The organism is Pseudomonas sp. MH9.2 (genome assembly GCF_034353875.1).
Lineage (GTDB): Bacteria > Pseudomonadota > Gammaproteobacteria > Pseudomonadales > Pseudomonadaceae > Aquipseudomonas.
In genome coordinates this window covers 1,022,547-1,045,491 of the sequence record NZ_CP133784.1, presented here as the reverse complement: position 1 = coordinate 1,045,491, position 22,945 = coordinate 1,022,547, and the positions used below count along the sequence as shown (strand labels likewise).

20 protein-coding genes and 1 pseudogene are annotated in these 22,945 nt (G+C 55.9%); 16 read left to right on the top strand and 5 right to left on the bottom strand.

The features are described from left to right. Positions 1–10 precede the first annotated feature (10 nt). Both mtnC and RHM55_RS04755 read left to right on the top strand, forming a co-directional pair. On the top strand, positions 11–694 hold the full coding sequence (gene mtnC / locus RHM55_RS04760; protein ID WP_322179797.1) for an acireductone synthase: 684 nt from the start codon (positions 11–13) through the stop codon (positions 692–694). A gap of 275 nt (positions 695–969) precedes the next feature. Continuing rightward, positions 970–1,692 (top strand): helix-turn-helix transcriptional regulator, encoded by a 723-nt coding sequence (locus RHM55_RS04755; RefSeq protein ID WP_322179795.1) that lies wholly within the window; start codon positions 970–972, stop codon positions 1,690–1,692. A gap of 1 nt (position 1,693) precedes the next feature. On the opposite strand, the gene RHM55_RS04750 is transcribed toward RHM55_RS04755, so the two are convergent. Both RHM55_RS04750 and RHM55_RS04745 read right to left on the bottom strand, forming a co-directional pair. Next, positions 1,694–2,626 carry a hypothetical protein gene (locus RHM55_RS04750; protein ID WP_322179793.1) on the bottom strand — a complete coding sequence of 311 codons (933 nt, stop codon included), beginning with the start codon at positions 2,624–2,626 and terminating at the stop codon, positions 1,694–1,696. A 384-nt stretch (positions 2,627–3,010) separates the two neighbouring features. Then, positions 3,011–3,289, bottom strand: coding sequence for a DUF3509 domain-containing protein (locus RHM55_RS04745; RefSeq protein ID WP_322179791.1), 279 nt, complete (start codon positions 3,287–3,289; stop codon positions 3,011–3,013). A gap of 434 nt (positions 3,290–3,723) precedes the next feature. Here RHM55_RS04745 and RHM55_RS04740 point away from each other — a divergent pair, with 434 nt between their 5' ends. The 11 genes and pseudogenes from RHM55_RS04740 (at position 3,724) to RHM55_RS04690 (ending at position 15,173) form a co-directional block, all read left to right on the top strand. Further along, the gene (locus RHM55_RS04740) at positions 3,724–5,556 is read left to right on the top strand and encodes a long-chain-acyl-CoA synthetase (protein ID WP_322179789.1); all 1,833 of its coding nucleotides are present in this window, start codon (positions 3,724–3,726) and stop codon (positions 5,554–5,556) included. A 100-nt stretch (positions 5,557–5,656) separates the two neighbouring features. Then, positions 5,657–6,193 carry an ankyrin repeat domain-containing protein gene (locus tag RHM55_RS04735; RefSeq protein ID WP_322179787.1) on the top strand — a complete coding sequence of 179 codons (537 nt, stop codon included), beginning with the start codon at positions 5,657–5,659 and terminating at the stop codon, positions 6,191–6,193. Positions 6,194–6,339: 146 nt separating this feature from the next. Next, positions 6,340–6,870, top strand: coding sequence for a hypothetical protein (locus RHM55_RS04730; protein ID WP_322179785.1), 531 nt, complete (start codon positions 6,340–6,342; stop codon positions 6,868–6,870). A 110-nt stretch (positions 6,871–6,980) separates the two neighbouring features. Next, positions 6,981–7,172 (top strand): annotated as a pseudogene (locus tag RHM55_RS04725) (PLDc N-terminal domain-containing protein). Positions 7,173–7,383: 211 nt separating this feature from the next. Further along, positions 7,384–8,244: a polyamine aminopropyltransferase gene (speE, locus tag RHM55_RS04720; protein WP_322179783.1), complete on the top strand. Its 861-nt coding sequence runs from the start codon at positions 7,384–7,386 to the stop codon at positions 8,242–8,244. Between the two features lie 370 nt (positions 8,245–8,614). Beyond that, positions 8,615–10,702 (top strand): LTA synthase family protein, encoded by a 2,088-nt coding sequence (locus RHM55_RS04715; RefSeq protein ID WP_322179781.1) that lies wholly within the window; start codon positions 8,615–8,617, stop codon positions 10,700–10,702. A 139-nt stretch (positions 10,703–10,841) separates the two neighbouring features. Next, positions 10,842–11,078, top strand: coding sequence for a hypothetical protein (locus RHM55_RS04710; protein WP_322179779.1), 237 nt, complete (start codon positions 10,842–10,844; stop codon positions 11,076–11,078). Positions 11,079–11,328: 250 nt separating this feature from the next. Continuing rightward, the gene (locus tag RHM55_RS04705) at positions 11,329–11,667 is read left to right on the top strand and encodes a ribonuclease E inhibitor RraB (RefSeq protein WP_219060602.1); all 339 of its coding nucleotides are present in this window, start codon (positions 11,329–11,331) and stop codon (positions 11,665–11,667) included. Between the two features lie 330 nt (positions 11,668–11,997). Continuing rightward, positions 11,998–13,407, top strand: a complete 1,410-nt coding sequence (locus RHM55_RS04700) for a circularly permuted type 2 ATP-grasp protein (RefSeq protein WP_322179777.1) — start codon at positions 11,998–12,000, stop codon at positions 13,405–13,407. Positions 13,408–13,419: 12 nt separating this feature from the next. Beyond that, a complete protein-coding gene (locus RHM55_RS04695; protein ID WP_322179775.1) occupies positions 13,420–14,379 on the top strand; it encodes an alpha-E domain-containing protein in 960 nt (319 codons plus the stop codon). Next, on the top strand, positions 14,376–15,173 hold the full coding sequence (locus RHM55_RS04690; protein ID WP_322179773.1) for a transglutaminase family protein: 798 nt from the start codon (positions 14,376–14,378) through the stop codon (positions 15,171–15,173). Before RHM55_RS04695 ends, RHM55_RS04690 begins: the two co-directional genes overlap by 4 nt. Before the next feature lie 60 nt (positions 15,174–15,233). Here RHM55_RS04690 and RHM55_RS04685 read toward each other — a convergent pair whose 3' ends face one another. Next, positions 15,234–16,067 (bottom strand): cytochrome c, encoded by an 834-nt coding sequence (locus RHM55_RS04685; RefSeq protein ID WP_322179771.1) that lies wholly within the window; start codon positions 16,065–16,067, stop codon positions 15,234–15,236. A 625-nt stretch (positions 16,068–16,692) separates the two neighbouring features. On the opposite strand from RHM55_RS04685, the gene RHM55_RS04680 reads away from it, so the two are divergent. The 3 genes from RHM55_RS04680 to RHM55_RS04670 all read left to right on the top strand — a co-directional run bounded on the left by RHM55_RS04680 (position 16,693) and on the right by RHM55_RS04670 (position 20,930). Next, on the top strand, positions 16,693–17,898 hold the full coding sequence (locus RHM55_RS04680; RefSeq protein ID WP_322179769.1) for an acetyl-CoA C-acetyltransferase: 1,206 nt from the start codon (positions 16,693–16,695) through the stop codon (positions 17,896–17,898). Between the two features lie 43 nt (positions 17,899–17,941). Continuing rightward, a complete protein-coding gene (locus RHM55_RS04675) occupies positions 17,942–20,086 on the top strand; it encodes a 3-hydroxyacyl-CoA dehydrogenase NAD-binding domain-containing protein (RefSeq protein ID WP_322182740.1) in 2,145 nt (714 codons plus the stop codon). 115 nt (positions 20,087–20,201) lie between these two features. Then, a complete protein-coding gene (locus tag RHM55_RS04670) occupies positions 20,202–20,930 on the top strand; it encodes an amidotransferase (RefSeq protein WP_322179767.1) in 729 nt (242 codons plus the stop codon). 40 nt (positions 20,931–20,970) lie between these two features. Here the strand turns inward: RHM55_RS04670 and RHM55_RS04665 are convergent, their stop codons facing one another. After that, entirely contained in the window at positions 20,971–21,942 is a 972-nt protein-coding gene (locus RHM55_RS04665; protein WP_322179765.1) for a magnesium and cobalt transport protein CorA, read from the bottom strand. Positions 21,943–22,078: 136 nt separating this feature from the next. Further along, positions 22,079–22,801, bottom strand: a complete 723-nt coding sequence (locus RHM55_RS04660) for a 1-acylglycerol-3-phosphate O-acyltransferase (protein ID WP_322179763.1) — start codon at positions 22,799–22,801, stop codon at positions 22,079–22,081. Between the last annotated feature and the right edge of the window lie 144 nt (positions 22,802–22,945).

The following is a 22,945-nucleotide window of genomic DNA, read 5'->3' as shown; positions in this document are numbered from 1 at the left end:
CGGAGTTTGCATGCCTATTAAAGCTGTCCTTACCGACATCGAAGGCACCACCAGCGCGGTGAGTTTCGTGTTTGAGGTGTTGTTCCCTTACGCCGCCAGGCATTTGCCGGACTTTATTCGTCAAGAGGCCACTCAGCCTGCGGTGGCCTTGCAGTTGCAAGCGGTGCGCCACGAAATCGACGAACCCCAGGCTGATGTCGAGCGTGTGATCGAAATTTTGCTGGAGTGGATTGCCGAAGACCGTAAGGCCACGCCGCTCAAGGCGCTGCAGGGCATGGTCTGGGAGCAGGGCTATCGAGCTGGCCAGTTGAAAGGCCATGTTTACCCGGATGCGGTCGAGGCGCTCAAGCGCTGGCATCAGGAAGGTTATGAGCTGTATGTCTACTCGTCTGGCTCGATTCAGGCTCAGAAGCTGATTTTTGGCTGCTCTGATGCAGGCGATCTGTCTGCGCTGTTCAGCGGCTATTTCGATACGGCGTCCGGGCCCAAGCGCGAGCCGCAGTCGTATCGCAGCATTGCCGCAGCAATAGGTCGTCCGGCAGAGGAGATTCTGTTTTTGTCCGATATCGTCGAAGAACTCGACGCTGCGCAACAAGCGGGCATGCCAACTTGTGGCCTGGTTCGCAATGGCGGCGAGTTGGTTGGACACGCTAATGTCGCCAGTTTTGCGGTGATTGACCTGTCGGCGTTCTAAAACGTTTTGCTTTTCGTCTGCAGGGACTTCGTTGTAAGCCCTCTAACTGCAATTACCCTTGATAGAGGGTGATTGCGGCCGACGATAGGCCATGACTTCCATTATGATCGTGCGAAATGTCTGTAAGGTTTTTCTTATTGCTTTGTAGGAAGTGGCTTGTTGGTAAGTAAGTAAACCCTGTTTATAATTTCCTTTATTTTTAAATGCCTTTTACTGTGCAACTCTCTGTCGGTCGATTCCTGAATACTTTATGTCGGGGGTAAAGGGAGGTGGTCATGGGAAGTGCAGTATCAGTCAACGCCGATTTGACCCAGCTCATTCAACAGATGGTGGTCAGCATTACAGAACTCAATGGCGACAAGGCCATCGAAAATGCCTTGGGGTGGTTAAGATGCCAATGCTGTTGTGAGCGGGCCATGCTGTATCAGTTCAAAGGGACCGTATTGCTGACTTGCATTACCTCTAATGTGGACGGTGTCTGGAGCGACCTCTACCGTCATGGTCGATTGATGATGGATGATCCAGTGATCCGCAGTTATCGCGAGCACTTGGGGTTCATGGACTGGGACAAAGCGTTCGAACGTCATCCACCGACGCCGACCTACAAAGAGGTGGTTCAGGATTACCGACTGATGCCCGGCGCCTCCTACGGCTATTCCAACGAGGCTAGCGTCCAGCAAGGTGTTGTTACCGTGTGTTCACTCAATGCGATGAGCCGTACGCTCAACGATAGAGACAAGTACCTGTTGAGCAATCTTGTCCCTATTCTGCATATGGCCGGCAAAGGCCGAAAACTGCATGCCAAGGCGCTCACCGAAAAAGAACTGGAAGTGCTCAAGTGGGCTCGCGCAGGCAAGACAGCGTGGGAGATCAGCGTTATCCGTGCTATTTCCGAAGCCACGGTGAAGTACCACTTCAAAAGTATTTATTCCAAGTTAGGCGTTTCCAATCGAGCGCAGGCGGTGGGGGAGGCGCTTTGCCAAGGCATTATTAAATGACTCAGCCCAAGGGCGTGGCGACCACACCCGGCATCAGCATGTCGATGTGATAGCCCTGACGGCCGTCCCCCACAGCGATGTGCAGGCCTTCGATACCTTCGTTGAGTTGGGAATTGATGCGGTAGTCGATCTTGTCGGCAATGCTGGCATTGACCCCGAATGCACACTCGGTCAAGTGCAGCCCCCGGGGGCCGGTGGCTCCGGTCAGCAATGTACAGTAGTCGCGAGCGTTGACGGTAAAGGACCTGACCTGACTGTCGACGATGATCGCCGTGGCGCCATGGGCAGCGACAGCCTGGGCCAGGCTGGCCAACGATTCGATCAATCGGGGCGCAATAGACGGATCAGGATAGCCGCGGGCGTAGAGGATGCCGGAGACGTTAAATTCGCCATCAAGGGTGAAGGTCCGGGGTTCATCCGGGTCCATATGGGTGTAATGGACTTCCAGCAACTCAGCCAGCGGGAATATATAAAAGCCCTTGGACGCCTGAATGTCTTCCTCGATCATCGCGTAGGGCGCAGCCTCATTGACGATGCGCAATGTACCGAGTGTGTTGTCCCCGGAAAGGCGCAACACGTGATGCTCATCGAGCAGCGACAGCAGTTGCTCCTGCTTGCGCATGGCCAGACGATAGTCGCAGGAACAGATCAGGTCGAGGGTGTAGATCCCGCTTTTCAGCGATGGGTCGAATGCGTGAGCCTGGGTATACAGCGTTTGCCCTGACTGGCAGTGGGCCGCCAGCTGTTGCAGCGATTCGGTTGCTTCTCTGCTGAACGTGATGCACACACTGTTGGCAGGCAAACAGCTCAGTTCGTTGATCAACAGGGCATTGATTGATTGATGTTGTGCGTGGGCAATCAGTGCGCTGGAGTCTGTCAGTAAACTGATATCGCGTGAGCCAAAAAAATGGTCGAGGTGTTTTAAGTTATTCATTGTTGGGTACTCGGCAGTTAAGAAACACACCATGACGATAACGTCATGGTGTGCCTGACCACGTTAAGCGGTTATACACATCACCACTTGGTCAGCGGGTAAAAGCCGAAGGTGTTCTGTTGAGTGGGTTTGATGCGCTTGAGTGTTTGCGTGTTCATCCGGTTCACCTGTTAGTTGAAATCAGGTACGTCATGTACCTGGCAGGGAAACCTTATGATGAACGCGGCACGAATAAAACTATCCGGTCGGGCAGGTGCGCAGTGTTCAGGAAGGGTATTAACTGTTGCGGTGGGCTTCTATGGGGGTGCACATGTAACAAGGCCGTGGACGCTGAATGTGCGCCTACGGCCTTGTTCGCTAATGCTTATGCCACGTTGGATGAACTCAGCGTGTGTAGTAGGTCGGCAGATCGAAGCGGTGCTGACTCTGCAGCATGGAGAGTGCTGGCAGTTCACTGGCTTGTGCGGCCAGGTCTCGGCGAATCGCGCTGATCACCCACTGCAGTTGCACGGCAGTGTGCAGCTGAGCGTAGGACACCGAACGACGGATCTGCTTGCCTTCGCTGTTGCGCAAACTCAACAACACTCCACCATCGGGACGGGCTTGGGTGGTGACTTCGAACTCGGAAAATACGGATGCAAATTTTTCTTGAATGAAAGTCATATCTAGCGGCTCCATTGCTCACGGGATAACAAGCGTGGAGTGATTAGTGCAGTGTTTGTGCCAGTCTCGGACTTTGTATAATACGTAATAAAATCAACAGCTTAAAAATATCGTGTTTTTCTTGAATCGTGCAAAGTGCATGAATGGCTGTCGAGCATCCTGCATTTTGCCGGGAATACAGGGGCGATGGAGTTTGGCAGAGGCTCTAACGATCAGCGGTTTTATGAGGCGTGCTGAAGCTAGGACAGCGGTCAGGTGGGTTAATCCCATCCTTACGCCAATGCTCTTTAGGTGGGAGATACAAAATTTTTCAAATCCATCGTGTACACCCTTTGAACGGCTGACGTACTTTCTTTGTGGTTGCGGCAGGGACGTCACCGCACCGCTCGCGCCCAAAACAAAAAATAGAATCACGCGGCTACGAAGGGGCAACCATGAGTCATAGCGACATGATCACGTGGGCCATGATGGCCCGTAAGCTTCCTTCTATCGCCAGGGCGCTGCCACGGGTGATCAAGGGCATGAAAATGTCCAATGTCACCAAGGCCGATCAGCCGTGCGGCTTGGGCTGGACTTTTGAAAACGCGGTGTTGCGCAACCCGCAGGGCCCGGCACTCCTTTATAAAGACTGCGTATTCACTTACGAGCAGGTCAATCAGTGGGCCAATCGCATCGCCCATCACCTGATCGGTCAAGGCCTCCGCAAGGGGGATGTGGTCGGGATTTTCATCGAGAATCGTCCTGAGCTATTGGTGCATGTGCTGGCCGTGGCAAAAATCGGCGGCGTGTGCGCAATGCTCAACACCTCGCAAACTCAGGGTGTGTTGGTACACAGCCTGAATCTGGTGAAGCCGCTGGCGATTATCGTCGGCGAGGAATTGGTGGCGGTTTACAATGCCGTGCGCACCGAGGTCGCCATCGACGCAGGCAAAACCTTCTTCGTAGCCGATCAGGACACCAGCAGGGATGCAGGGCAGGCCCCGGAGGGTTACATCAATCTGGCGCGGGTCAGCGCTGAAGAATCCCCGGCAAACCCAATAACCACCCAGCGCATCTACTTCAATGATGCGTGCTTTTATATCTACACGTCGGGCACCACTGGTTTGCCCAAGGCGGGTATTTTCAAGCACGGTCGCTGGATGAAAACCCATGGTGGTTTCGGCATGATCGCGCTCGACATGCGGCCTGACGATATTGTTTATTGCACGCTGCCGCTGTATCACGGTACAGGGCTGAACGTGTGCTGGGGCTCTGCGATATGCGGTGCTTCGGGCTTTGCGATCCGACGCAAGTTCAGTGCCAGTCAATTCTGGAGTGATACGCGCACGTTCAAGGCGACCACGATTGGTTATGTCGGCGAACTGTGCCGCTATCTGATGGATCACCCGGAGCAGCATAACGACGCGGACAATCCGGTGCGCAAGATGATCGGCAATGGTCTGCGTCCCGGGGTCTGGGCCGCGTTCAAAAAACGCTTCGCTGTCGACCATGTCTGCGAACTGTACGCTGCCAGCGACGGCAATATCGGCTTCACCAATGTCCTCAACTTCGACAATACCGTTGGCTTTTCCCTTCAGGCCTGGACGTTGGTGGAATACGCCCATGAAAGTGGCTCGCCGATCCGTAACGCTGATGGCTTCATGCAGAGGATCGGGAAGGGAGGACAGGGATTGCTGCTGGCGAAGATCGATGAGAAAGCACCGCTGGATGGCTACACCGAGCCTGAGAAAAACCAGAAAGTGATCCTTTGCGATGTGTTTGAAAAGGGTGATCGGTACTTCGACACAGGGGATCTGCTGCGCGATATCGGTTTTGGCCATGTGCAATTTGTCGACCGGTTGGGCGATACCTATCGCTGGAAGGGCGAAAACGTATCGACCACCGAGGTCGAGAACATCATGCTTCAATACCCTAAAATCTCTGAAGTCGTGGCGTACGGTGTCGAGATCATGAACACCAACGGTCGTGCCGGGATGGCGGCGATTACCCCGGCAGAGTCGCTGGCGACCCTGGACTTCCAGGAGTTGCTGCAGTTCGCGAAAAGTCAGATGCCGTCCTACGCAGTGCCAGTGTTCCTGCGCGTGAAGGTCAAGATGGAAACCACGGGTACGTTCAAGTACCAGAAGACCCGACTGAAGAACGAGGCCTTTGACCCCGGCAAAACCGGGGGTGATCCGGTTTACGCCTGGCTACCGGGTTCAGACACCTATGTGCCGGTAACGCCCGATGTGCTGCGGGATATCCATGCTGGCAAGTTTCGCTATTGAATTTGGCTATGGACCACATACCTTGACCCTGGGCGGGCAGCTCTGGAAACTGGCGGACATACGCTGATTCCAACTGCCTGCGCCGTTCAAGGAGTACACCATGTCAGATCATTCCAAATCGGCTGCCGATGCCACATTAATGACCGATGACGAGGCCCTGGAGTTTGCCGAGCAGGTATTTGATGTTGCACGCAAAGGCGACGCATTGATGCTTGGGCGTCTACTGGAAAAAGGTCTTACCCCCAATTTGCGCAATCACAAGGGCGACACGTTGTTGATGCTTGCCAGCTACCATGGACATCTGGACAGCGTCCGCGTGTTATTGGACTTTAAAGCTGATCCTGAAATACGTAACGACAACGGTCAGAGCCCTATTGCCGGTGCGGCGTTCAAGGGTGACCTGCCTGTGGTCAAACTGCTGGTTGAAAACGGCGCCGACGTCGAAGGCGCCTCTGCGGACGGGCGTACTGCGCTCATGATGGCGGCCATGTTCAACCGCACCGCAATCGTCGATTACCTGCTCTCTAAAGGCGCCAACCCTCATGCGCAGGATGCCAACGGCGTCACCCCATTGGCCGCTGCGCAAACCATGGGCGCGGCGGACACCGCCGAGCAATTGAGCAAGCTCAACGGCTGATCGTTCCGACTTCCTTGTGATCGCGCTGGGGCGGTCGCTCAGGGGTAGCGTTAATCAAGGCCTTACCAATAGAGCCCTGATGGATTTCAAGTTATCCTTCGCGCCTTGTTTTCGCGCCCCCTATTCGCCTATTGTCAGGACAGCCCATGAAGAACCAACTCATAGAATTAATCAGTAAAATCAGTTCGGGTTGCATGGGCGAGGAAGAAATCGCGCACATCGCGGCTGAGGCCGCCCAAGCTTACGCCGATCCCCAGGCGTTTCTCGCGACCAATCCTGACATCAACTACGACGACAGTTTCCCCATCCCGTTGGGCGAATGGGTCGTGGTTGGCAGCTTGCCGGAGACCGTGTTGTTTCAGGCCGACAGTTACATGGACCTGTTTGCACAGATCGTTGAATCCTTCGGTCAGGACGTGACCTTCAACATCAAACCCAAGCAATTGGCCAAAACCGAAGCATTGATCGCTCTCAACCGTATTCAGATTCAACTGAGCAGCATGAACCGGGAGAAGGGCGGTTACGTACTGATGAACCTCAGTCAGCCATTGGACGATGAACTGCAAGCGGTGCTGATCTATGGTCAGGATCAGGATCGGGTGATCGAGTTGGCGGCGGCAGTGGGTATCACGGCAGCGCCTTCACTGGAAGCCCTGCGCATTGCCTTGCATGTTTGATCGGCGCACGACCTTGGTCAGCGGGCACGAAAAATAAGATGCTGGCGAAATGGAACCCTCACTGCGTGCAACTATCCTAATCAGAGAAGTATTCAATTAGGAGCAACACCATGGGTTCTACGTTTAATGGTCTGGTCGGTCTGATCATCCTTGCCCTGGATATCTAGGCAATCCTCAATGTATTGAAAAGCGGCGCCGAAACAGGGATGAAGATCCTGTGGGTATTGCTGATTGTGCTGCTACCGGTTTTGGGCTTGATCATCTGGGCGATTGCCGGACCGCGCGGTAACGTGCGCTTCTGACACGTTTGACCTGACGCTGACGTACCCCTCAAGCGCCTGACTGCTGCAGTCAGGCGCTTTTTGTTTTTCAGGTCCGGGCAGCATGGGCTGATCAATAGAGGTTCGACCTGTCATCGTCCGCGACGTAGAATGCCCGACTTTCTCAGGGGCAGCGCTTTTACTAAAAGCGGCTCACTGTCCGTTGCTATCAGCATCCACCAGGGGTTTACCCATGAGCGATTATCAAGAGACGTTGTATGAAGGTTACGGCCAGCGCTTCCGTATGGAAAAACTGCTGCACGAAGTGCGCACCGAGCATCAACATCTGGTGATCTTCGAGAACCCGCGCATGGGCCGGGTCATGGCGCTCGACGGCGTTATCCAGACCACTGAAGCCGACGAATTCATCTACCACGAGATGCTCACCCACGTACCGATCCTCGCCCACGGCGCAGCCAAGCGCGTGCTGATTATCGGTGGCGGCGATGGCGGTATGCTGCGCGAAGTTGCCAAACATCGCAGCATCGAACACATCACCATGGTTGAAATCGATGGCACCGTGGTCGAGATGTGCAAGCAGTTCTTGCCGAACCACTCGAAAGGCGCTTTTGAAGATTCACGCCTGAATCTGGTGATCGATGACGGCATGCGCTTCGTGGCGACCACCGAAGAAAAATTCGACATCATCATTTCCGACTCCACCGATCCGATTGGCCCGGGCGAAGTGTTGTTCTCCGAAAACTTCTATGAGGCCTGCCGCCGCTGCCTGAACGAAGGCGGTATTCTGGTCACCCAGAACGGCACACCTTTCATGCAGTTGGCCGAAGTGCAGACCACTGCCGGTCGCCTGCGCAGCCTGTTCCCGGACTGGCACTTTTACCAGGCCGCGATCCCGACTTACATCGGTGGCGCCATGACCTTCGCGTGGGGCGCAACCAATACTGACTACCGCAAACTGCCTTTGGACACGTTACGTCAGCGTTTCGCCGGCAGCGGTATCGTGACGCGCTATTACAATCCTGAAATCCATATCGGTGCCTTTGCGTTGCCGCAGTATGTTTTGCAGGCAGTCAACAAGCCAAGTAACGACTGATTTTTGATGTGGAAAGTCGCCATCATTGGCGGCTTTTTGTTACGTGGAATAGCGATTTAGACCGTCGTATGCAAACTCCCCGACACACAACCTTACATTTAAGTCGCTGCGCGAGACGAAATTTTCACAGCCCATTCCAGAAAATCATGCGCGGTTATTTCGCCCTGTGGCGGCCAAGACCCTTGCTTTAGAGCCACGGGAACCTTTTTTTAGATGCGCTGTCGTTGGCGATTTGGCGCGCATCATTGGTAAACTCCACACACGATCATGAATAAATTGCCCGCCGCGCCAACCTCGCCGTCTCGAACAGCGTAGGGCGCACATGCATTTGAACTTCATTTACCCTGAATCCAACGGATCCTAGAACACCATGGCCACACAGGACGCCCTGAGTCATCAGCACGCCTCGTCGCGCTTGCTGCAACCCACCGTCAAATCGCATCTGGCTTACACGCTGCTGAGCGGCTTGGTCTTGATGGTGATGTATACCCTGCTGCGAGTCGCGCTGCTGGTCTATAACCGCGAAATGATTGGTAGCATCCCTGCGTCGACCTTTTTCGAGGCGATGGTCAATGGCCTGCGTTTCGACTTGCGCCTGACAATTTACCTGCTCATTCCTCTGGTGCTGGCGTTGTTCAGCGCCCGGGCAATGACTGGGCGTGGGATGTTCCGGTTTTGGTTGACGATTGGCGCCAGCATCACGCTGTTCCTCGGCCTGATGGAGTTGGACTTTTACCGCGAGTTCCATCAACGCTTGAACGGGCTGGTGTTCCAGTACGTCAAGGAAGACCCGAAAACCGTGCTGAGCATGCTCTGGAACGGCTTCCCGGTGGGACGCTATCTGCTGGCCTGGGCGGCGGTTACCTGGGTACTGAGTCTGCTCTTCAAGGGCATCGACCGTCTGACTCGAACCCGTCGGCGGCTTAATGTCAGTTCGAGCAGCAACCGCTCGGTCGCACCGTGGTATCTGCGTATCGGCGTGTTCGTGGCCTGCCTGATGGTTGCCGTCGTCGCCGCTCGTGGCACCCTGCGTCAGGGCCCGCCATTACGTTGGGGGGATGCGTACACCACTGATTCGAACTTCGCCAACCAGTTGGGCCTCAATGGCACCTTATCGTTGATCTCTGCTGCCGAAGCCCTGACGTCCGACCAGCGCGCCAATATCTGGAAGGCCACGCTGCCTCAACCGTTGGCGGAACAAACCGTGCGTGACATGTTGCTGACCGCCAGTGACAAGCTGGTTGATTCCGACACCGCTGCCGTGCGCCGCGATTCCTTGCCACCCGTGGAAAAAACACTGCCGATCCGCAACGTGGTGGTGATCCTGATGGAAAGTTTCGCCGGTCATTCGGTGGGTGCTTTGGGCAGCGATGCCAACATCACGCCTTACTTCGACAAGCTGTCCAAGGAAGGCCTGCTGTTCGACCGCTTCTTCTCCAATGGCACGCATACCCACCAGGGCATGTTCGCCACCATGGCCTGCTTTCCAAACCTGCCAGGTTTTGAATACCTGATGCAAACCCCGGAAGGCAGCCACAAACTGTCCGGCCTGCCGCAGTTGCTAAGTGCCCGCAAATACGACGATGTCTATGTCTACAACGGCGATTTTGCGTGGGACAACCAATCAGGCTTCTTCAGCAACCAGGGCATGACCAACTTCATTGGCCGTAATGATTTTGTCGATCCCGTGTTCTCCGATCCAACGTGGGGTGTGTCCGATCAGGATATGTTCGACAGAGGCGCTCAGGAGCTGAAAGCACGCGAAGGTGGCAAGCCTTTCTATGCGTTGCTGCAAAGCCTGTCCAACCATACGCCGTATGCGTTGCCGGAAAACCTGCCCGTCGAGCGGGTTACCGGGCATGGCACGCTGGATGAGCATTTGACGGCCATGCGTTATGCCGACTGGGCGTTGGGGCAATTCTTCGAGAAGGCGCGCAAAGAGCCTTACTTCAAAGAAACCCTGTTCATCGTCGTCGGGGATCACGGTTTCGGTAACGATCAGCAAGTCTCCGAAATGGACCTTGGTCGCTTTAACGTACCCATGCTGATGATCGGCCCAGGCGTCCAGGAGAAATTCGGTCAGCGCAGCAGTGTTGTCGGCACCCAGATTGATATCGTTCCGACCATCATGGGGCGTTTGGGTGGCGAATCGCGTAACCAATGCTGGGGTCGTGACTTGCTGAACCTGCCTGAAGGCGATAAAGGTTTTGGCGTGATCAAACCATCGGGGGGCGAGTTGACCGTCGCCCTGGTGACTGGCGATCGTATTCTGATCGAGCCCAAGGATATGGAACCTCGCGTGTACCAATATGAGCTGGGCGCCAAGCCCCACGCCGAACTGATGCCTCAACAAGCTGATTTACCACAGCTAAGGCTGAAACTGGAAAGCTTCCTGCAAACCGCAACCAAGAGCCTGATGGAGAATACCGCGGGCGTGGTCGACAGCAAGCCGCGCTAAGCGAGCGGCGTACTAAAAAAGAGACCTTTACCGGTCTCTTTTTTTGTCCGCCCGGCAGCCAAAACAGTGGAACGAATACTGGATTTTCAGGGTCCAGATTAAGTAAGCCGCTTTCTTCGGCTTCGCTGAGGAGACATAGATGAAACAGTGGATCATTACTTATCTTGATAAAGATGGCGTCCGACAAAGCCTAGAGTTTGGCAGCGAGCAGCGTCCTGATATGGAGACAGCGGCAGACTATCTACGCGAGGTTTTGTACCCTGTGGTTGATAAACTTGATCTGAACGACCTTGACGGCCGGGCACCCGAGCCGACGGTAAAATCCCTGAAGGCACTGCACAGTGTGCAAATTATTTCGGTCACTGAAACTCCTTGAATCATACCTTTGGCCATTGCTTGATCTGCCATTTGGCACGGACGGCCGATAGGGTTACTCTGCAAATGAGGCCGAAGCTGGCTTGCTTTGGCTTCCTCCATGTCGATGCCCGGTCTACCTGATAGATCTGGCCTTGTCAGCTACATGCTTGGCTCCTGGCGACAGACTATCTGTTGCTGAGCGACCACCAATCGGCGGGTCGCGTTGGGAGTGTTGAAACTCTATCTATCGTTGCATAGGAGGACGTTTCATGAGCACAGCCTATCAAGAGGACATCAGCAGTAACGTACTGCGCCGCATGAAAGAGGGCGGTTTTGATTTCGCACGTATTCATCCCATCGAGTTTTATGCCGTTTTCCCGGATGAGGAGCGGGCACGGCAAGCGGCAGGGCAGTTTCGTGGGGAATCCTTGAACGCGCAGGTCAGCGTCCGTGATGACGGGGCATGGCATCTTCAATTGAGCAAAGTGATGTACGCCACTTATGGTGGGATCGATGATTTCGAGCAAGACTTTCAAACGGTGATCACACCGCTGGACGGTGAGGTCGAGGGGTGGGGCGTGACTCAGGAAATCAAGCGTTTTAATTAACGCCCGAGGGTGTCCCCGTTGCAATCCCCTTACCGGCTGACCTTTTGTCAGCCGGTTTTAGTTTGTAGGTTCTAACCGTTAGAGGGATTGTTGGGTGGGTTGTGAAACAAAATTACACCTGTGAAATCAACGCTGACTATGCTGGTAATAGATAGCGTTATTGAAGGACGCGTCGCAATGAGGCGTAGGTGAATAAGTTGGGGCGGTTACTGCACAGGAATGGTGCGGTTGCGTTAGGGGATTTATCCAACTGTTTGATATTAAAGCGTTTATGCCGATGGCACGGGCCTTGCGAAGGCCTTTGGTGTCCGTGGTGACAAGGAGTACGGCATGATCCGCACCTTTTATGATGAGATGTATGACGCTGGCGGCTTGGTCCGTCCGCATTATCGGGAGTTTGCCCGTTGGCTGGGTGAGACGCCGCCGGAGCTTTTGGCTCAGCGCAGACGTGAAGCCGACCTTTTGTTTCATCGTGCCGGGATTACGTTCACGCTGTATGGGGACGACCAGGGCACTGAGCGGTTGATTCCGTTCGATACGATTCCGCGCAGTATTCCTGCCAGCGAATGGCGGATTGTGGAACGCGGCTGTATTCAGCGGGTCAAGGCGTTGAACATGTTTCTCGCCGACCTGTATCACGATCAACGGATTATCAAAGCCGGGATTATTCCCGCCGAACAGGTGTTGGCCAACGAGCAATATCAGTTGGCGATGCAGGGCCTGAATCTGCACCGTGACCTTTATTCGCATATTTCCGGTGTTGACTTGGTGCGTGATGGCGACGGCACCTACTACGTGCTCGAAGACAACCTGCGCACACCCAGCGGCGTCAGTTACATGCTCGAAGATCGCAAGATGATGATGCGCCTGTTCCCGGAGCTGTTCGCCGCTCAGCGCATCGCGCCCATCGATCATTATCCGAACATGCTCCTCGATACCTTGAAAAGCTCCAGCCCCATCGACAATCCGAGCGTTGTAGTCCTGACTCCTGGCCGCTTTAACAGTGCCTTTTTCGAACACGCCTTTCTGGCGCGCGAGATGGGTGTCGAGTTGGTGGAAGGGGCCGATCTGTTCGTGCGTGATGATCGCGTCTTCATGCGCACCACTGACGGGCCTAAAGCCGTCGATGTGATCTACCGGCGTCTGGATGATGCGTTTCTCGATCCGCTGGCGTTTAACCCCGACTCAATGCTCGGCGTCCCGGGCCTGCTTTCGGCCTATCGCTCGGGCAATGTGGTGCTGGCCAATGCCATCGGGACCGGCGTAGCGGACGACAAGTCGATCTATCCCTATGTGACGGACATGATCCGTTTCTATCTGGATGAAGAGCCGATTCTGCAAAATGTGCCGACCTGGCAGTGCCGCAAACCGGAAGAGTTGTCCCACGTGCTGGCGCATCTGCCGGAACTGGTGGTCAAGGAAACCCAAGGTTCGGGTGGTTACGGCATGTTGGTTGGCCCGGCGGCTTCGGCAGCTGAAATCGAAGTGTTCCGTGCCCGCCTGAAAGCCAAGCCCCACGCGTACATTGCACAACCCACTTTATGCCTGTCGACCTGTCCGACTTTTGTCGAGAACGGCATCGCCCCACGCCATATCGACTTGCGCCCATTTGTTCTTTCCGGCCGTGAAACCCGAGTAGTCCCAGGCGGCCTTACCCGAGTAGCCCTGCGTGAAGGCTCTCTCGTGGTGAACTCGTCCCAGGGCGGCGGAACCAAAGACACCTGGGTGGTTGAGGATTAAGGATGCCTGCCAATGCTAAGTAGAACTGCCTCGGATTTATATTGGATGTCGCGTTATCTGGAGCGAGCGGAAAACCTCGCGCGGATGCTCGACGTCAGCTATTCGTTGTCACTGATGCCCCAGGATGGGCGCGGCGATGGTCTGGATGAAATGGCCATGCCGCTGTTGATTACCGGCACGCTGGACGACTATCTGGAGCGCTACGGTGAGTTGCACGCCGAACGCTTGTTGCATTTTTTCGCCCTGGATGCGACCAACCCGGCCAGCATTTACAGCTGCCTGGGTGCCGCTCGGGCCAGTGCTCATGCGGTGCGCGGACGAATCACGGCAGACATGTGGGAAAACATCAACGCCACGTGGCTTGAGATACGCGGCATCGCCGAGCAGGGTTTGAGTCGTTACGGCATGAGCCGTTTTTGTGAGTGGGTCAAAGAGCGTTCGCACCTGTTTCGGGGGGCGACCTATGGCACCATCATGCGTCACGATGCGTTCCGTTTTATCCGTCTGGGGACGTTCATCGAGCGCGCCGATAACACCCTGCGCATGCTCGACGCCCGTTACGAGATGCTCGAAGTGCTCGGGAAAAATACCGAAGCGATCTCTGACAGTTCGGCGCACGGCTACTACCAGTGGAGCGCCTTGTTGCGCGCCTTGTCGTCGTTCGAGGCGTACACCGAGCTGTATCGGGACGCGCCGGGTGCGCGTCAGGTCGCCGAATTGCTGCTGTTGCGTGCCGACATCCCGCGCTCGTTGCGCGCCTGTCTGGAGGAGCTCGATCAGATCCTCGCGAGTCTGCCAGGCACCAATGGCCGTCCGGCACAGCGCTTGGCCGCCGAATTGGACGCACGTCTGCGCTATACCAGCATCGATGAAATTCTGGGTGAAGGCCTGCATGAATGGCTGAATGAATTCATTCCGTTAGTGGCCCAATTGGGTAACGCTATCCACACTTCATACCTGGAGGCTGCATGAGACTCTCAATTAGCCACGAGACCACTTATCACTACGAAGATCAGGTCCGCGCCAGCATCCAGTATTTGCGTCTGACACCTCACGACAGCGAGCGCCAGCAGGTACTCAGCTGGCAGCTGACCTTGCCGCGCCCGGTGCGTGCGCAGATCGATCCGTTCGGCAATATCCTTCATGTATTGACGCTGGATGAGCCCCACGAAGCGATCATTATCGGTGCCCGTGGCCAGGTTGAAATCGACGAGAAGCGTGAGGCTGAGCATGAAAGCCAGTCAGCGCTGCCATTTCTGCGTTTCACCCGTCTGACTGAAGCCGATGAAGCCATACGTGCCTTTGCGCTCAAGCAGTGCCACACGCGCAAAGACCGCAATGCCTTGATCGACTTGATGTACGGTCTGAACCAACACATGACCTACAGCCCTGGTTCGACAGAAGTCGATACCAGCGCTGCTGAAGCGTTTGCTGGCCGTTCAGGCGTGTGCCAGGACCACACCCATGCGTTCCTGGCCTGTGCCCGTAGCTTGGGAGTGCCCGCGCGTTATGTATCAGGTTATCTCTATAGCGAAAACAGCGAGCATCTGGCCAGTCATGCCTGGGCGGAAGCCTGGATCGATGACGCCTGGTACAGCTTCGATGTGACCAATCAACTGTCCCGGCCTGAGCGTCACCTCAAGCTGGCAGTGGGTCTGGATTACCTCGACGCCTGCCCGGTACGGGGTATGCGCCGTGGCGGTGGCTGCGAGCAGATGCATGCCAAAGTGTTCGTCTCGCCGATGTTGTTGGTGCAGCAGCAGTAACCATCCTGAGCGCGGTGTGCCAGACACACCGCGTCAGCTTCTTCGCAGGCACGTCAGCGCTTAGAGCGGGGATGCTGCCGTTCTGCGTTGCGCCATGTGCCTGAGATAGCCAATCAGTTGATCCAGCTCACCCTCGGACAGCACCGCTGTAGAGATCGCGGGCATTTTTGCCTGTGGCCATTGACGCAGGCTTTGCGGGTTTCGGATGTAGAGCTTGAGGTAGTCCCCCGCAAAGTACTCAATGGGGCTGTGCGGCTGATTCAGGTCCGGACCCAGTTGCGAGTCACCGGCACCGTTGAGGCGATGGCAGGCCAGGCAGTTTTTCTGAAACAGTGCAAACCCTTGATTGATCGGATCATTGGCAGCCAATGCCCGGTCCGGCAGCATCATTGGGAAACGTTCAGCCACGGACGCTAATAATCGTACTTTACTGACCGCGAAGGGCCATTGTTCGGGGCTGATGTTGCCGGCTTTCGGTTCGGTCCATACCAGATAAAAAGGACCGGGGCTTTGCTGGTTTTCGCCCAGCGTGGGCCACGGAGCCGCCGGGTCTTCGATGGCCAGCCACGCGCGTGCGCCAGTGCTCTCAAGCAAAGGCCCTGCGGGCATCTCGGCGGCAAACCCATCCGTGGCCACGGCCTGGAGATGATCCTTTGCAGTAATGCCCCCAAGCAGCGCCGCCATTGGCACTGCGCGATAGGTCATGGCGCGTTTATAGGAAACATCTTCGGCGATTTGGATCTGCTGCGCTTGCGGATGCTTAAGCAGCTGTGCGGTGTCCCAAATATGGACCCCGTCGGGTAGCTCGACGGTCAATTGAGCGGCTTGGACGACGCCCGCGTGGCTGACAGCAAAGCAGCAGAGCAACGGTATGAACGCTAACCACTGACGCATAAACCCATCTCCATCAATTCAGGCTGGAAGATTGGCACAGATGCGCTTTACTCGACAGCGTATCGAATACCTTGCTTTGGCATGGCAAAGATACGCTCAACCGAACAGACGGGTCATGTTCGGCACAATCAATAAAAGAGTAGTGGCGAACACAATAAGCCCCGCCTGACGAACTTTCGAATGTTTAAACATGGCTGACTGCCTTTTGTTGTTATTCCTGAGCGACTAAAGCTCTCCGATTTCGTAGTACATGAATCGGGCAGCTGGCAAAGGTGATACACGCGAACAGGTGTCCCGGCAGACCCGGCAACTCAGACTGCTACTGTATTTTTTTTGCGTCCGTCTGTTACAGGGTTAACCTTAGGACCCGCGTCACGTATGGCTTAGATCGATTTCGTATCATTTAAGAGACGATATGAATTGCACGTACTAAGGCTCATCGCCAGCTTCCGAGTACTGCCTTTGCTAGACGCTTTGAAGGCTTGCGATACAGATATGTTAGTCAGCTACCGTTCGTCTGAGCGAGGCGGTCAAGCCTAATGAGCGCTTAGGTCATTGAATCAGCTCGGGTGACGTTTAAGGTGTCGGTACAGGAACCCACTTTCCACTGCGCTCCGAGGACCTCATGACTGAAGCTTTGATTTTCGATGCGGTACGCACGCCCCGTGGCAAAGGCAAACCGGGTGGGGCGCTGTACAGTGTCAAGCCGGTGAACTTGATAGCGGGATTGCTTGTTGCCTTGCAGCAACGCAACCAACTGGACACCCGTCAGGTCGATGACATTGTTCTGGGGTGCGTAACGCCGGTGGGTGATCAGGGCGCGGACATTGCCAAAACGGCTGCACTGGTCGCCGATTGGGACGTCAGCGTCGCGGGGATGCAGCTCAACCGGTTTTGCGCGTCGGGCCTGGAAGCGGTCAACCTGGGCGCGATGAAAATTCGCTCCGGCTTTGAAGACCTTGTGGTGGTGGGCGGGGTCGAGTCGATGTCACGTGTACCAATGGGCAGCGACGGCGGTGCCTGGGCGTTGGACCCGCAGACCAACATGCACTGCCATTTCACCCCGCAAGGGATCGGTGCCGACTTGATTGCGACGATGGAGGGCTTCAGTCGCGGCGATGTCGATGCCTATGCTTTGTACTCACAGCAAAAAGCCGCCCGTGCACGCGCCGATGGTTCGTTCAACAAATCTCTGGTGTCGGTAAGAGACCAGAACGGCACGCTGCTGCTTGATCACGATGAGTTCATTCGCGCCGACTCGACCCTGGAGGGGTTGGGCAAGCTCAAGTCGAGCTTCGAAATGATCGGCCAGATGGGATTCGACGCCACCGCGCTTCGGGTCTACAGCCATGTCGAGCGCATCAACCATGTTCATACCCCCGGCAATAGCTCCGGGATCGTTGATGGTGCGGCTGCCATGCTTATCGGTTCCGCGGCCAAGGGCCTGGCGCTGGGTCTGCGCCCTCGGGCACGCATTGTCGCGACGGCGGTGACCAGTGCCGACCCGACCATCATGCTCACCGGTCCCGCGCCAGCGACGCGCAAGGCCTTGGGCCGCGCCGGGTTGAAGGTCGAGGATATCGACCTGTTCGAAGTCAACGAAGCGTTCGCCTCGGTAGTGCTCAAGTTCATCAAGGACATGGACATCAGTGCCGACAAGGTCAACGTCAATGGCGGCTCAATCGCCATGGGCCATCCGCTGGGAGCAACCGGGTGCGCAATTCTTGGCACCTTGCTCGATGAGCTGGAAGCCCGCCAGCTGCGCTATGGCCTGGCGACACTGTGTGTCGGCGGCGGCATGGGCATTGCCACCATCATCGAACGCTATTAAGCCTGTCTCCCGACTTCACCAGGATTTCTCTATGACCTCCGCCATGACTGACGCCATCCATTATGAGAAGGGCCAGGACCAGATTGTCGTCCTGACCATCGACATGCCCGGCCAGACCGCCAACACCATGAACGCGGTGTACCGCGATGCCATGGCCAGCATCGTCGCCCGACTGAACACCGAGAAAGACTCGATTGCCGGGGTAATCATCACCTCCGCGAAGAAAACCTTTTTCGCCGGTGGCGATCTCAACGAACTGATTCAGGTCGACAAGGCCCGTGCACAGTGGTTCTACGAGATGGTCCTGAACCTGAAGGCACAGCTGCGCACGCTCGAAACCTTGGGCAAACCGGTGGTCGCCGCCATTAATGGCGCCGCGTTGGGCGGCGGTTGGGAGATCTGCCTGGCTTGTCATCATCGCATTGCCCTGGACAGCAGCAGTGTTCAGATCGGCCTGCCGGAAGTCACCTTGGGCCTCTTGCCGGGCGGCGGCGGAGTCGTGCGGATGGTGCGCATGCTCGGTCTGGAAAAAGCCCTGCCGTATTTGCTCGAAGGTAAGAAAATTGGTCCGCAACAGGCACTGCAAGCAGGCCTGATTGACCAGATCGCCAGCGACCGCGACGACATGCTGGCCAAGGCCCGCGCGTGGATCGGCGCCAACCCGTCCGCGAAACAACCGTGGGATGTGGCCGGGTACCAGATTCCCGGTGGCACGCCCTCACACCCGAAAGTCGCGCAAATGCTCGCCATTGCGCCGTCGATCCTGCAAAACCGTACTCAGGGATGTTTCCCGGCGCCCGAGAAAATTCTGTGTGCTGCTGTAGAAGGCGCACAGGTGGATTTCGATACGGCGCAGATCATCGAAACACGCTACTTCACCGAACTCACCACCGGTCAGGTCGCGAAAAACATGATCGGCACTTTCTGGTTTCAGCTCAATGAAATCAATGCCGGTGGATCACGCCCCACAGGTATTCCGGTTCATCAGACCAAAAAAGTCGGCGTGTTAGGCGCGGGCATGATGGGCGCGGGCATTGCTTACGTGAGCGCGTCGGCGGGTATCGAGGTGGTACTTAAAGACGTCAGTCAGGCTGCGGCTGAGAAGGGCAAAAGCCATTCTGCCAAGTTGCTGGACAAGAAGGTCTCCAGTGGGCGAATGACCGCCGAGCAGCGGGATGCGATTCTGGCCCGCATCCTGGCCACTGAGCTGGATGCCGATCTGCATGGCTGCGATCTGATCATTGAAGCCGTGTTCGAAGACCGCTCGCTCAAAGGCACTGTCACGGCTGCAGCGGAGCGGGTTGCCTTGCGTGACGCTGTCATCGCGTCCAACACCTCGACCTTGCCTATCAGCGGCCTGGCGAAGGCGATTGTGCAAGAGAACCGGTTTATCGGCCTGCATTTCTTCAGCCCGGTGGACAAGATGCAACTGGTGGAGATCATCAAGGGTGCCAACACCAGCGATGAAACCCTGGCCCGAGGTTTCGATTTTGTCCTGCAAATCAAGAAAACCCCAATCGTGGTCAACGACAGTCGGGGCTTCTTCACCTCACGGGTGTTCGGAACCTTTACCAACGAAGGCATTGCCATGCTTGGCGAAGGCGTATCGGCGGCGATGATTGAAACCGAGGCGCGCAAGGCTGGTATGCCCGTTGGGCCGCTGGCAGTGTCCGATGAAGTGTCTTTGAGCCTGATGAGCCACATTCGCCAACAGGCGCGCAAGGATCTCGAGGCTGAGGGCAAACCCGTGCCGCAACACCCTGCGTTCGCGGTGGTCGACCTGATGCTCAATGAGTACAAGCGCCCAGGCAAGGCCGCTGGCGGTGGGTTTTATGACTACCCACAAGGCGCGCCCAAGCACTTGTGGCCGGAACTGAAATCGCGCTTCGAAAAAGCCGATGGGCAGATTGCCGCGCAGGATGTACGCGATCGCTTGCTGTTCATTCAGGCCATCGAAACCGTGCGTTGCCTGGAGGAGGGCGTTCTGTTGTCCACCGCCGACGCTAACATTGGGTCGATCTTCGGCATCGGCTTTGCCGCCTGGAGCGGTGGTGCGCTGCAATTTATCAACCAGTACGGGCTCAAGGATTTCGTCGCTCGCGCGCAGTATCTGGTCGAACAGTACGGAGAGCGTTTCGAGCCACCGGTACTGTTGCTGGATAAAGCCGCGCAGAACCAATTGTTTTAAGGGGCGCGCGCGAAACTGGAGTAAATGAATAGTGCGTGGGCACTTGCCTTGATGTGGTTATTCAAGGCAGGCTTTGCCCCTGCGCTATTGCCTTTACTGTGTCAGGTACTTTTTTATGTCGTTACGCATCTGCATTCTGGAAACCGACGTCCTGCGTCCGGAGTTGGTCAATCAATATCAGGGTTATGGGCAGATGTTTGAACGGTTGTTTTCGCGTCAGCCGATTCCGGCAGAATTTAGCGTCTACAACGTGATGCATGGTGATTACCCTGCTGCTGATGAGCGTTTCGACGCGTATCTGATCACCGGTAGCAAAGCCGACTCATTCGGCAGCGATCCATGGATTCAAACCCTGAAAACCTTCCTGCTGCAGCGGTTCGAGCAAGGTGACAAGCTGCTGGGTATCTGCTTCGGCCATCAATTATTGGCGTTGCTGCTGGGTGGGAAAAGTGAACGTGCCCATCAGGGCTGGGGCGTCGGTACGCACCGATATAAACTGGCTCCGGCGACACCGTGGATGAGTCCGGCTATCGACGAGCTGACGTTGCTCATCAGCCACCAGGATCAAGTCACGGTACTCCCGGAAAACGCTACCGTAATTGCCTCCAGCGATTTCTGCCCGTTCGCCGCGTTCCACATCAATGATCAAGTGCTGTGCTTTCAGGGTCACCCGGAGTTCATCCACGATTACTCCCGCGCCTTGCTGGAGATCCGCCAACAGCACCTGGGTGAGCAGATCTATAACAGCGGCATCGCCAGTCTGGAATACGACCACCACGGCACGACCGTGGCTGAATGGATGATGCGTTTTGTGGCGCACAAGCCTGAAACACAGGTGGGCTGAGGGTAAATCGCACCTGCTCTACCGCTGTCGAGCAGGTGCGCTACAACCATCCCGAGCGCTTGAAGCTGGCATACAAACCCACGCATCCTGTCGAGATAAACCCGAGCACCGCGAAATAGCCGTATTGCCAACCCAGCTCCGGCATGTTCTGGAAGTTCATCCCGTAGATCCCCGCAACCGCCGTCGGAAACGCCAAAATCGCCGCCCAGGCTGCGAACTTGCGCTGCACGATGCTTTGCCGCGAGGACTCCAGCAGTAGACCGATTTCGATGGTCTGGCTGGCGATGTCGCGCAGGTTGGCCAAATCTTCCATTTGCCGAGTGACGTGAATTTCGACGTCGCGAAAGTACGGGCGCATGTTCTTGTCGATAAACGGGAAGCTCAGTTTTTGCAGTTCTTCACCAATCTCCACCATGGGCGCCACGTACCTGCGTAACCGCAGCAGATCGCGGCGCAGACTGTGAATGCGCTGAATATCGACTTCGTTCATCGCGCCGCTCAGTACACCGTGTTCGAGTGCGTCGAGTTCGCTGTGGATGGCCTCGGTAACGGGTTGATAACACTCTGTGACGAAGTCGAGGAGCGCATACAGCACGAAATCTTCACCATGTTCAAGCAGCAACGGCCGCGCCTCGCAACGCTGGCGCACCAGCCCGTACGATTTCGAGTGGCCATTACGGGCGGTGATGATGTAGCCCTTGCCAGCAAAGATATGCGTCTCGATGAATTCGAGTTTGCCGTTTTCGCGAACAGGGGAGTACGTGACGATGAACAGTGCGTCGCCGAAGGTTTCGAGCTTCGGTCGGCTGTGTGTCTCAAGTGCATCTTCGATGGCCAGTTCATGCAAATTGAACTGACGTTGTAGATTAGTCAGTTCCTCCGCATTGGGTTGTTCCAGGCCAATCCAGACGAAGTGCCCGGGCTTCGCAGCCCATGCGGCACCCTCGTCGAGGGTAATGTTGGTGACTTTTTTTCCGGCGCTGTAAACCGCAGCAGCAACAACTCGGCCCATAGTGGTATCGCTTCTTCTTTTTTGGATGACAGTGGCACGTAGCGCTTAGCTTAACGTGGTCTGACTGATCAGAGTCAGCGATAGCGGGTGAGTTCACGGGCAATAAAGCCGACTCAACGGGCTTGAAGGGTGAGCGTCATGCGCCGAGCAGTTGCTTGTCCATGGCGGCGATACAGATTTGCATCTGCTCGCGGCATCGGCCCATCAGTATGGGCACGTCATCCAGGCTCAAGCCAGCCGTCGGGATGGCGGGCAATGAACGAATCATTATTCGGGTCGTGCGCCAGCGATTGAGTTGCATGTGTTTGATGTAGCTGCTGACGCATACCTGCACGATGGGCACGCCGGCAGCGATGGCCATCTGGAACGCGCCCTTTTTGAATGGCAGCAAGTCTTCTCCGAGGTTGCGTGTGCCCTCCGGGAAGACCCATATCGAGGTGTCCTTGTGCTGCAAGGTGTCGGTCGTGGTCAACATCGACTGCCGGGCTTTGTGGGCGTTGCCGCGATCAATCAGGACATTACCCGCCAACCAAAACAGCTGACCGAACAATGGCACCCATTTAAGGCTTTTCTTGCCGATACAAACGGTGCGTGGAGGGACCACATTGCCGAGGACAAAGAGGTCGTAGTTCGACTGATGATTGGCAATGATTACGCACGGTTGCGACTGCTTGAGCAACGGGGCCATGTCGGCCTTCAGACGCAAACGTAAAATATACATCGCAGGCCAGGCGTAAATGCGCGCGCACAGACGACTGTTATCCGGATTGAATGGACGGCACAGCCCTAACAATACGCCCAGTACACCCGCTGCAATAAAGTGCAGGCCCATTAACAACATGCGAAACACCAACAGCATCAACTGGCCCACCAAGGCAAAAGGTGGCGCAGTGTACGGATGTGCACTGAGGACAGCAATTGCAGAGCAGGGCTGTTCAGGGTTGATTGTTTGAGGAGATATTTCTTGTGTCGGGACAGGCTTGCGTTAGAGCGGTCGGTTGAA

Coding starts and splice junctions, on each gene's coding strand:
- RHM55_RS04700 (WP_322179777.1), top strand. CDS start 11,998: ATGATCCGCACCTTTTATGATGAGATGTATGACGCTGGCGGCTTGGTC.
- RHM55_RS04685 (WP_322179771.1), bottom strand. CDS start 16,067: ATGCGTCAGTGGTTAGCGTTCATACCGTTGCTCTGCTGCTTTGCTGTC.
- RHM55_RS04735 (WP_322179787.1), top strand. CDS start 5,657: ATGTCAGATCATTCCAAATCGGCTGCCGATGCCACATTAATGACCGAT.
- RHM55_RS04715 (WP_322179781.1), top strand. CDS start 8,615: ATGGCCACACAGGACGCCCTGAGTCATCAGCACGCCTCGTCGCGCTTG.
- RHM55_RS04680 (WP_322179769.1), top strand. CDS start 16,693: ATGACTGAAGCTTTGATTTTCGATGCGGTACGCACGCCCCGTGGCAAA.
- RHM55_RS04690 (WP_322179773.1), top strand. CDS start 14,376: ATGAGACTCTCAATTAGCCACGAGACCACTTATCACTACGAAGATCAG.
- RHM55_RS04675 (WP_322182740.1), top strand. CDS start 17,942: ATGACTGACGCCATCCATTATGAGAAGGGCCAGGACCAGATTGTCGTC.
- RHM55_RS04710 (WP_322179779.1), top strand. CDS start 10,842: ATGAAACAGTGGATCATTACTTATCTTGATAAAGATGGCGTCCGACAA.
- RHM55_RS04670 (WP_322179767.1), top strand. CDS start 20,202: ATGTCGTTACGCATCTGCATTCTGGAAACCGACGTCCTGCGTCCGGAG.
- RHM55_RS04745 (WP_322179791.1), bottom strand. CDS start 3,289: ATGACTTTCATTCAAGAAAAATTTGCATCCGTATTTTCCGAGTTCGAA.
- RHM55_RS04750 (WP_322179793.1), bottom strand. CDS start 2,626: ATGAATAACTTAAAACACCTCGACCATTTTTTTGGCTCACGCGATATC.
- speE (WP_322179783.1), top strand. CDS start 7,384: ATGAGCGATTATCAAGAGACGTTGTATGAAGGTTACGGCCAGCGCTTC.
- RHM55_RS04695 (WP_322179775.1), top strand. CDS start 13,420: ATGCTAAGTAGAACTGCCTCGGATTTATATTGGATGTCGCGTTATCTG.
- RHM55_RS04730 (WP_322179785.1), top strand. CDS start 6,340: ATGAAGAACCAACTCATAGAATTAATCAGTAAAATCAGTTCGGGTTGC.
- RHM55_RS04705 (WP_219060602.1), top strand. CDS start 11,329: ATGAGCACAGCCTATCAAGAGGACATCAGCAGTAACGTACTGCGCCGC.
- RHM55_RS04660 (WP_322179763.1), bottom strand. CDS start 22,801: ATGCTGTTGGTGTTTCGCATGTTGTTAATGGGCCTGCACTTTATTGCA.
- RHM55_RS04755 (WP_322179795.1), top strand. CDS start 970: ATGGGAAGTGCAGTATCAGTCAACGCCGATTTGACCCAGCTCATTCAA.
- mtnC (WP_322179797.1), top strand. CDS start 11: ATGCCTATTAAAGCTGTCCTTACCGACATCGAAGGCACCACCAGCGCG.
- RHM55_RS04665 (WP_322179765.1), bottom strand. CDS start 21,942: ATGGGCCGAGTTGTTGCTGCTGCGGTTTACAGCGCCGGAAAAAAAGTC.
- RHM55_RS04740 (WP_322179789.1), top strand. CDS start 3,724: ATGAGTCATAGCGACATGATCACGTGGGCCATGATGGCCCGTAAGCTT.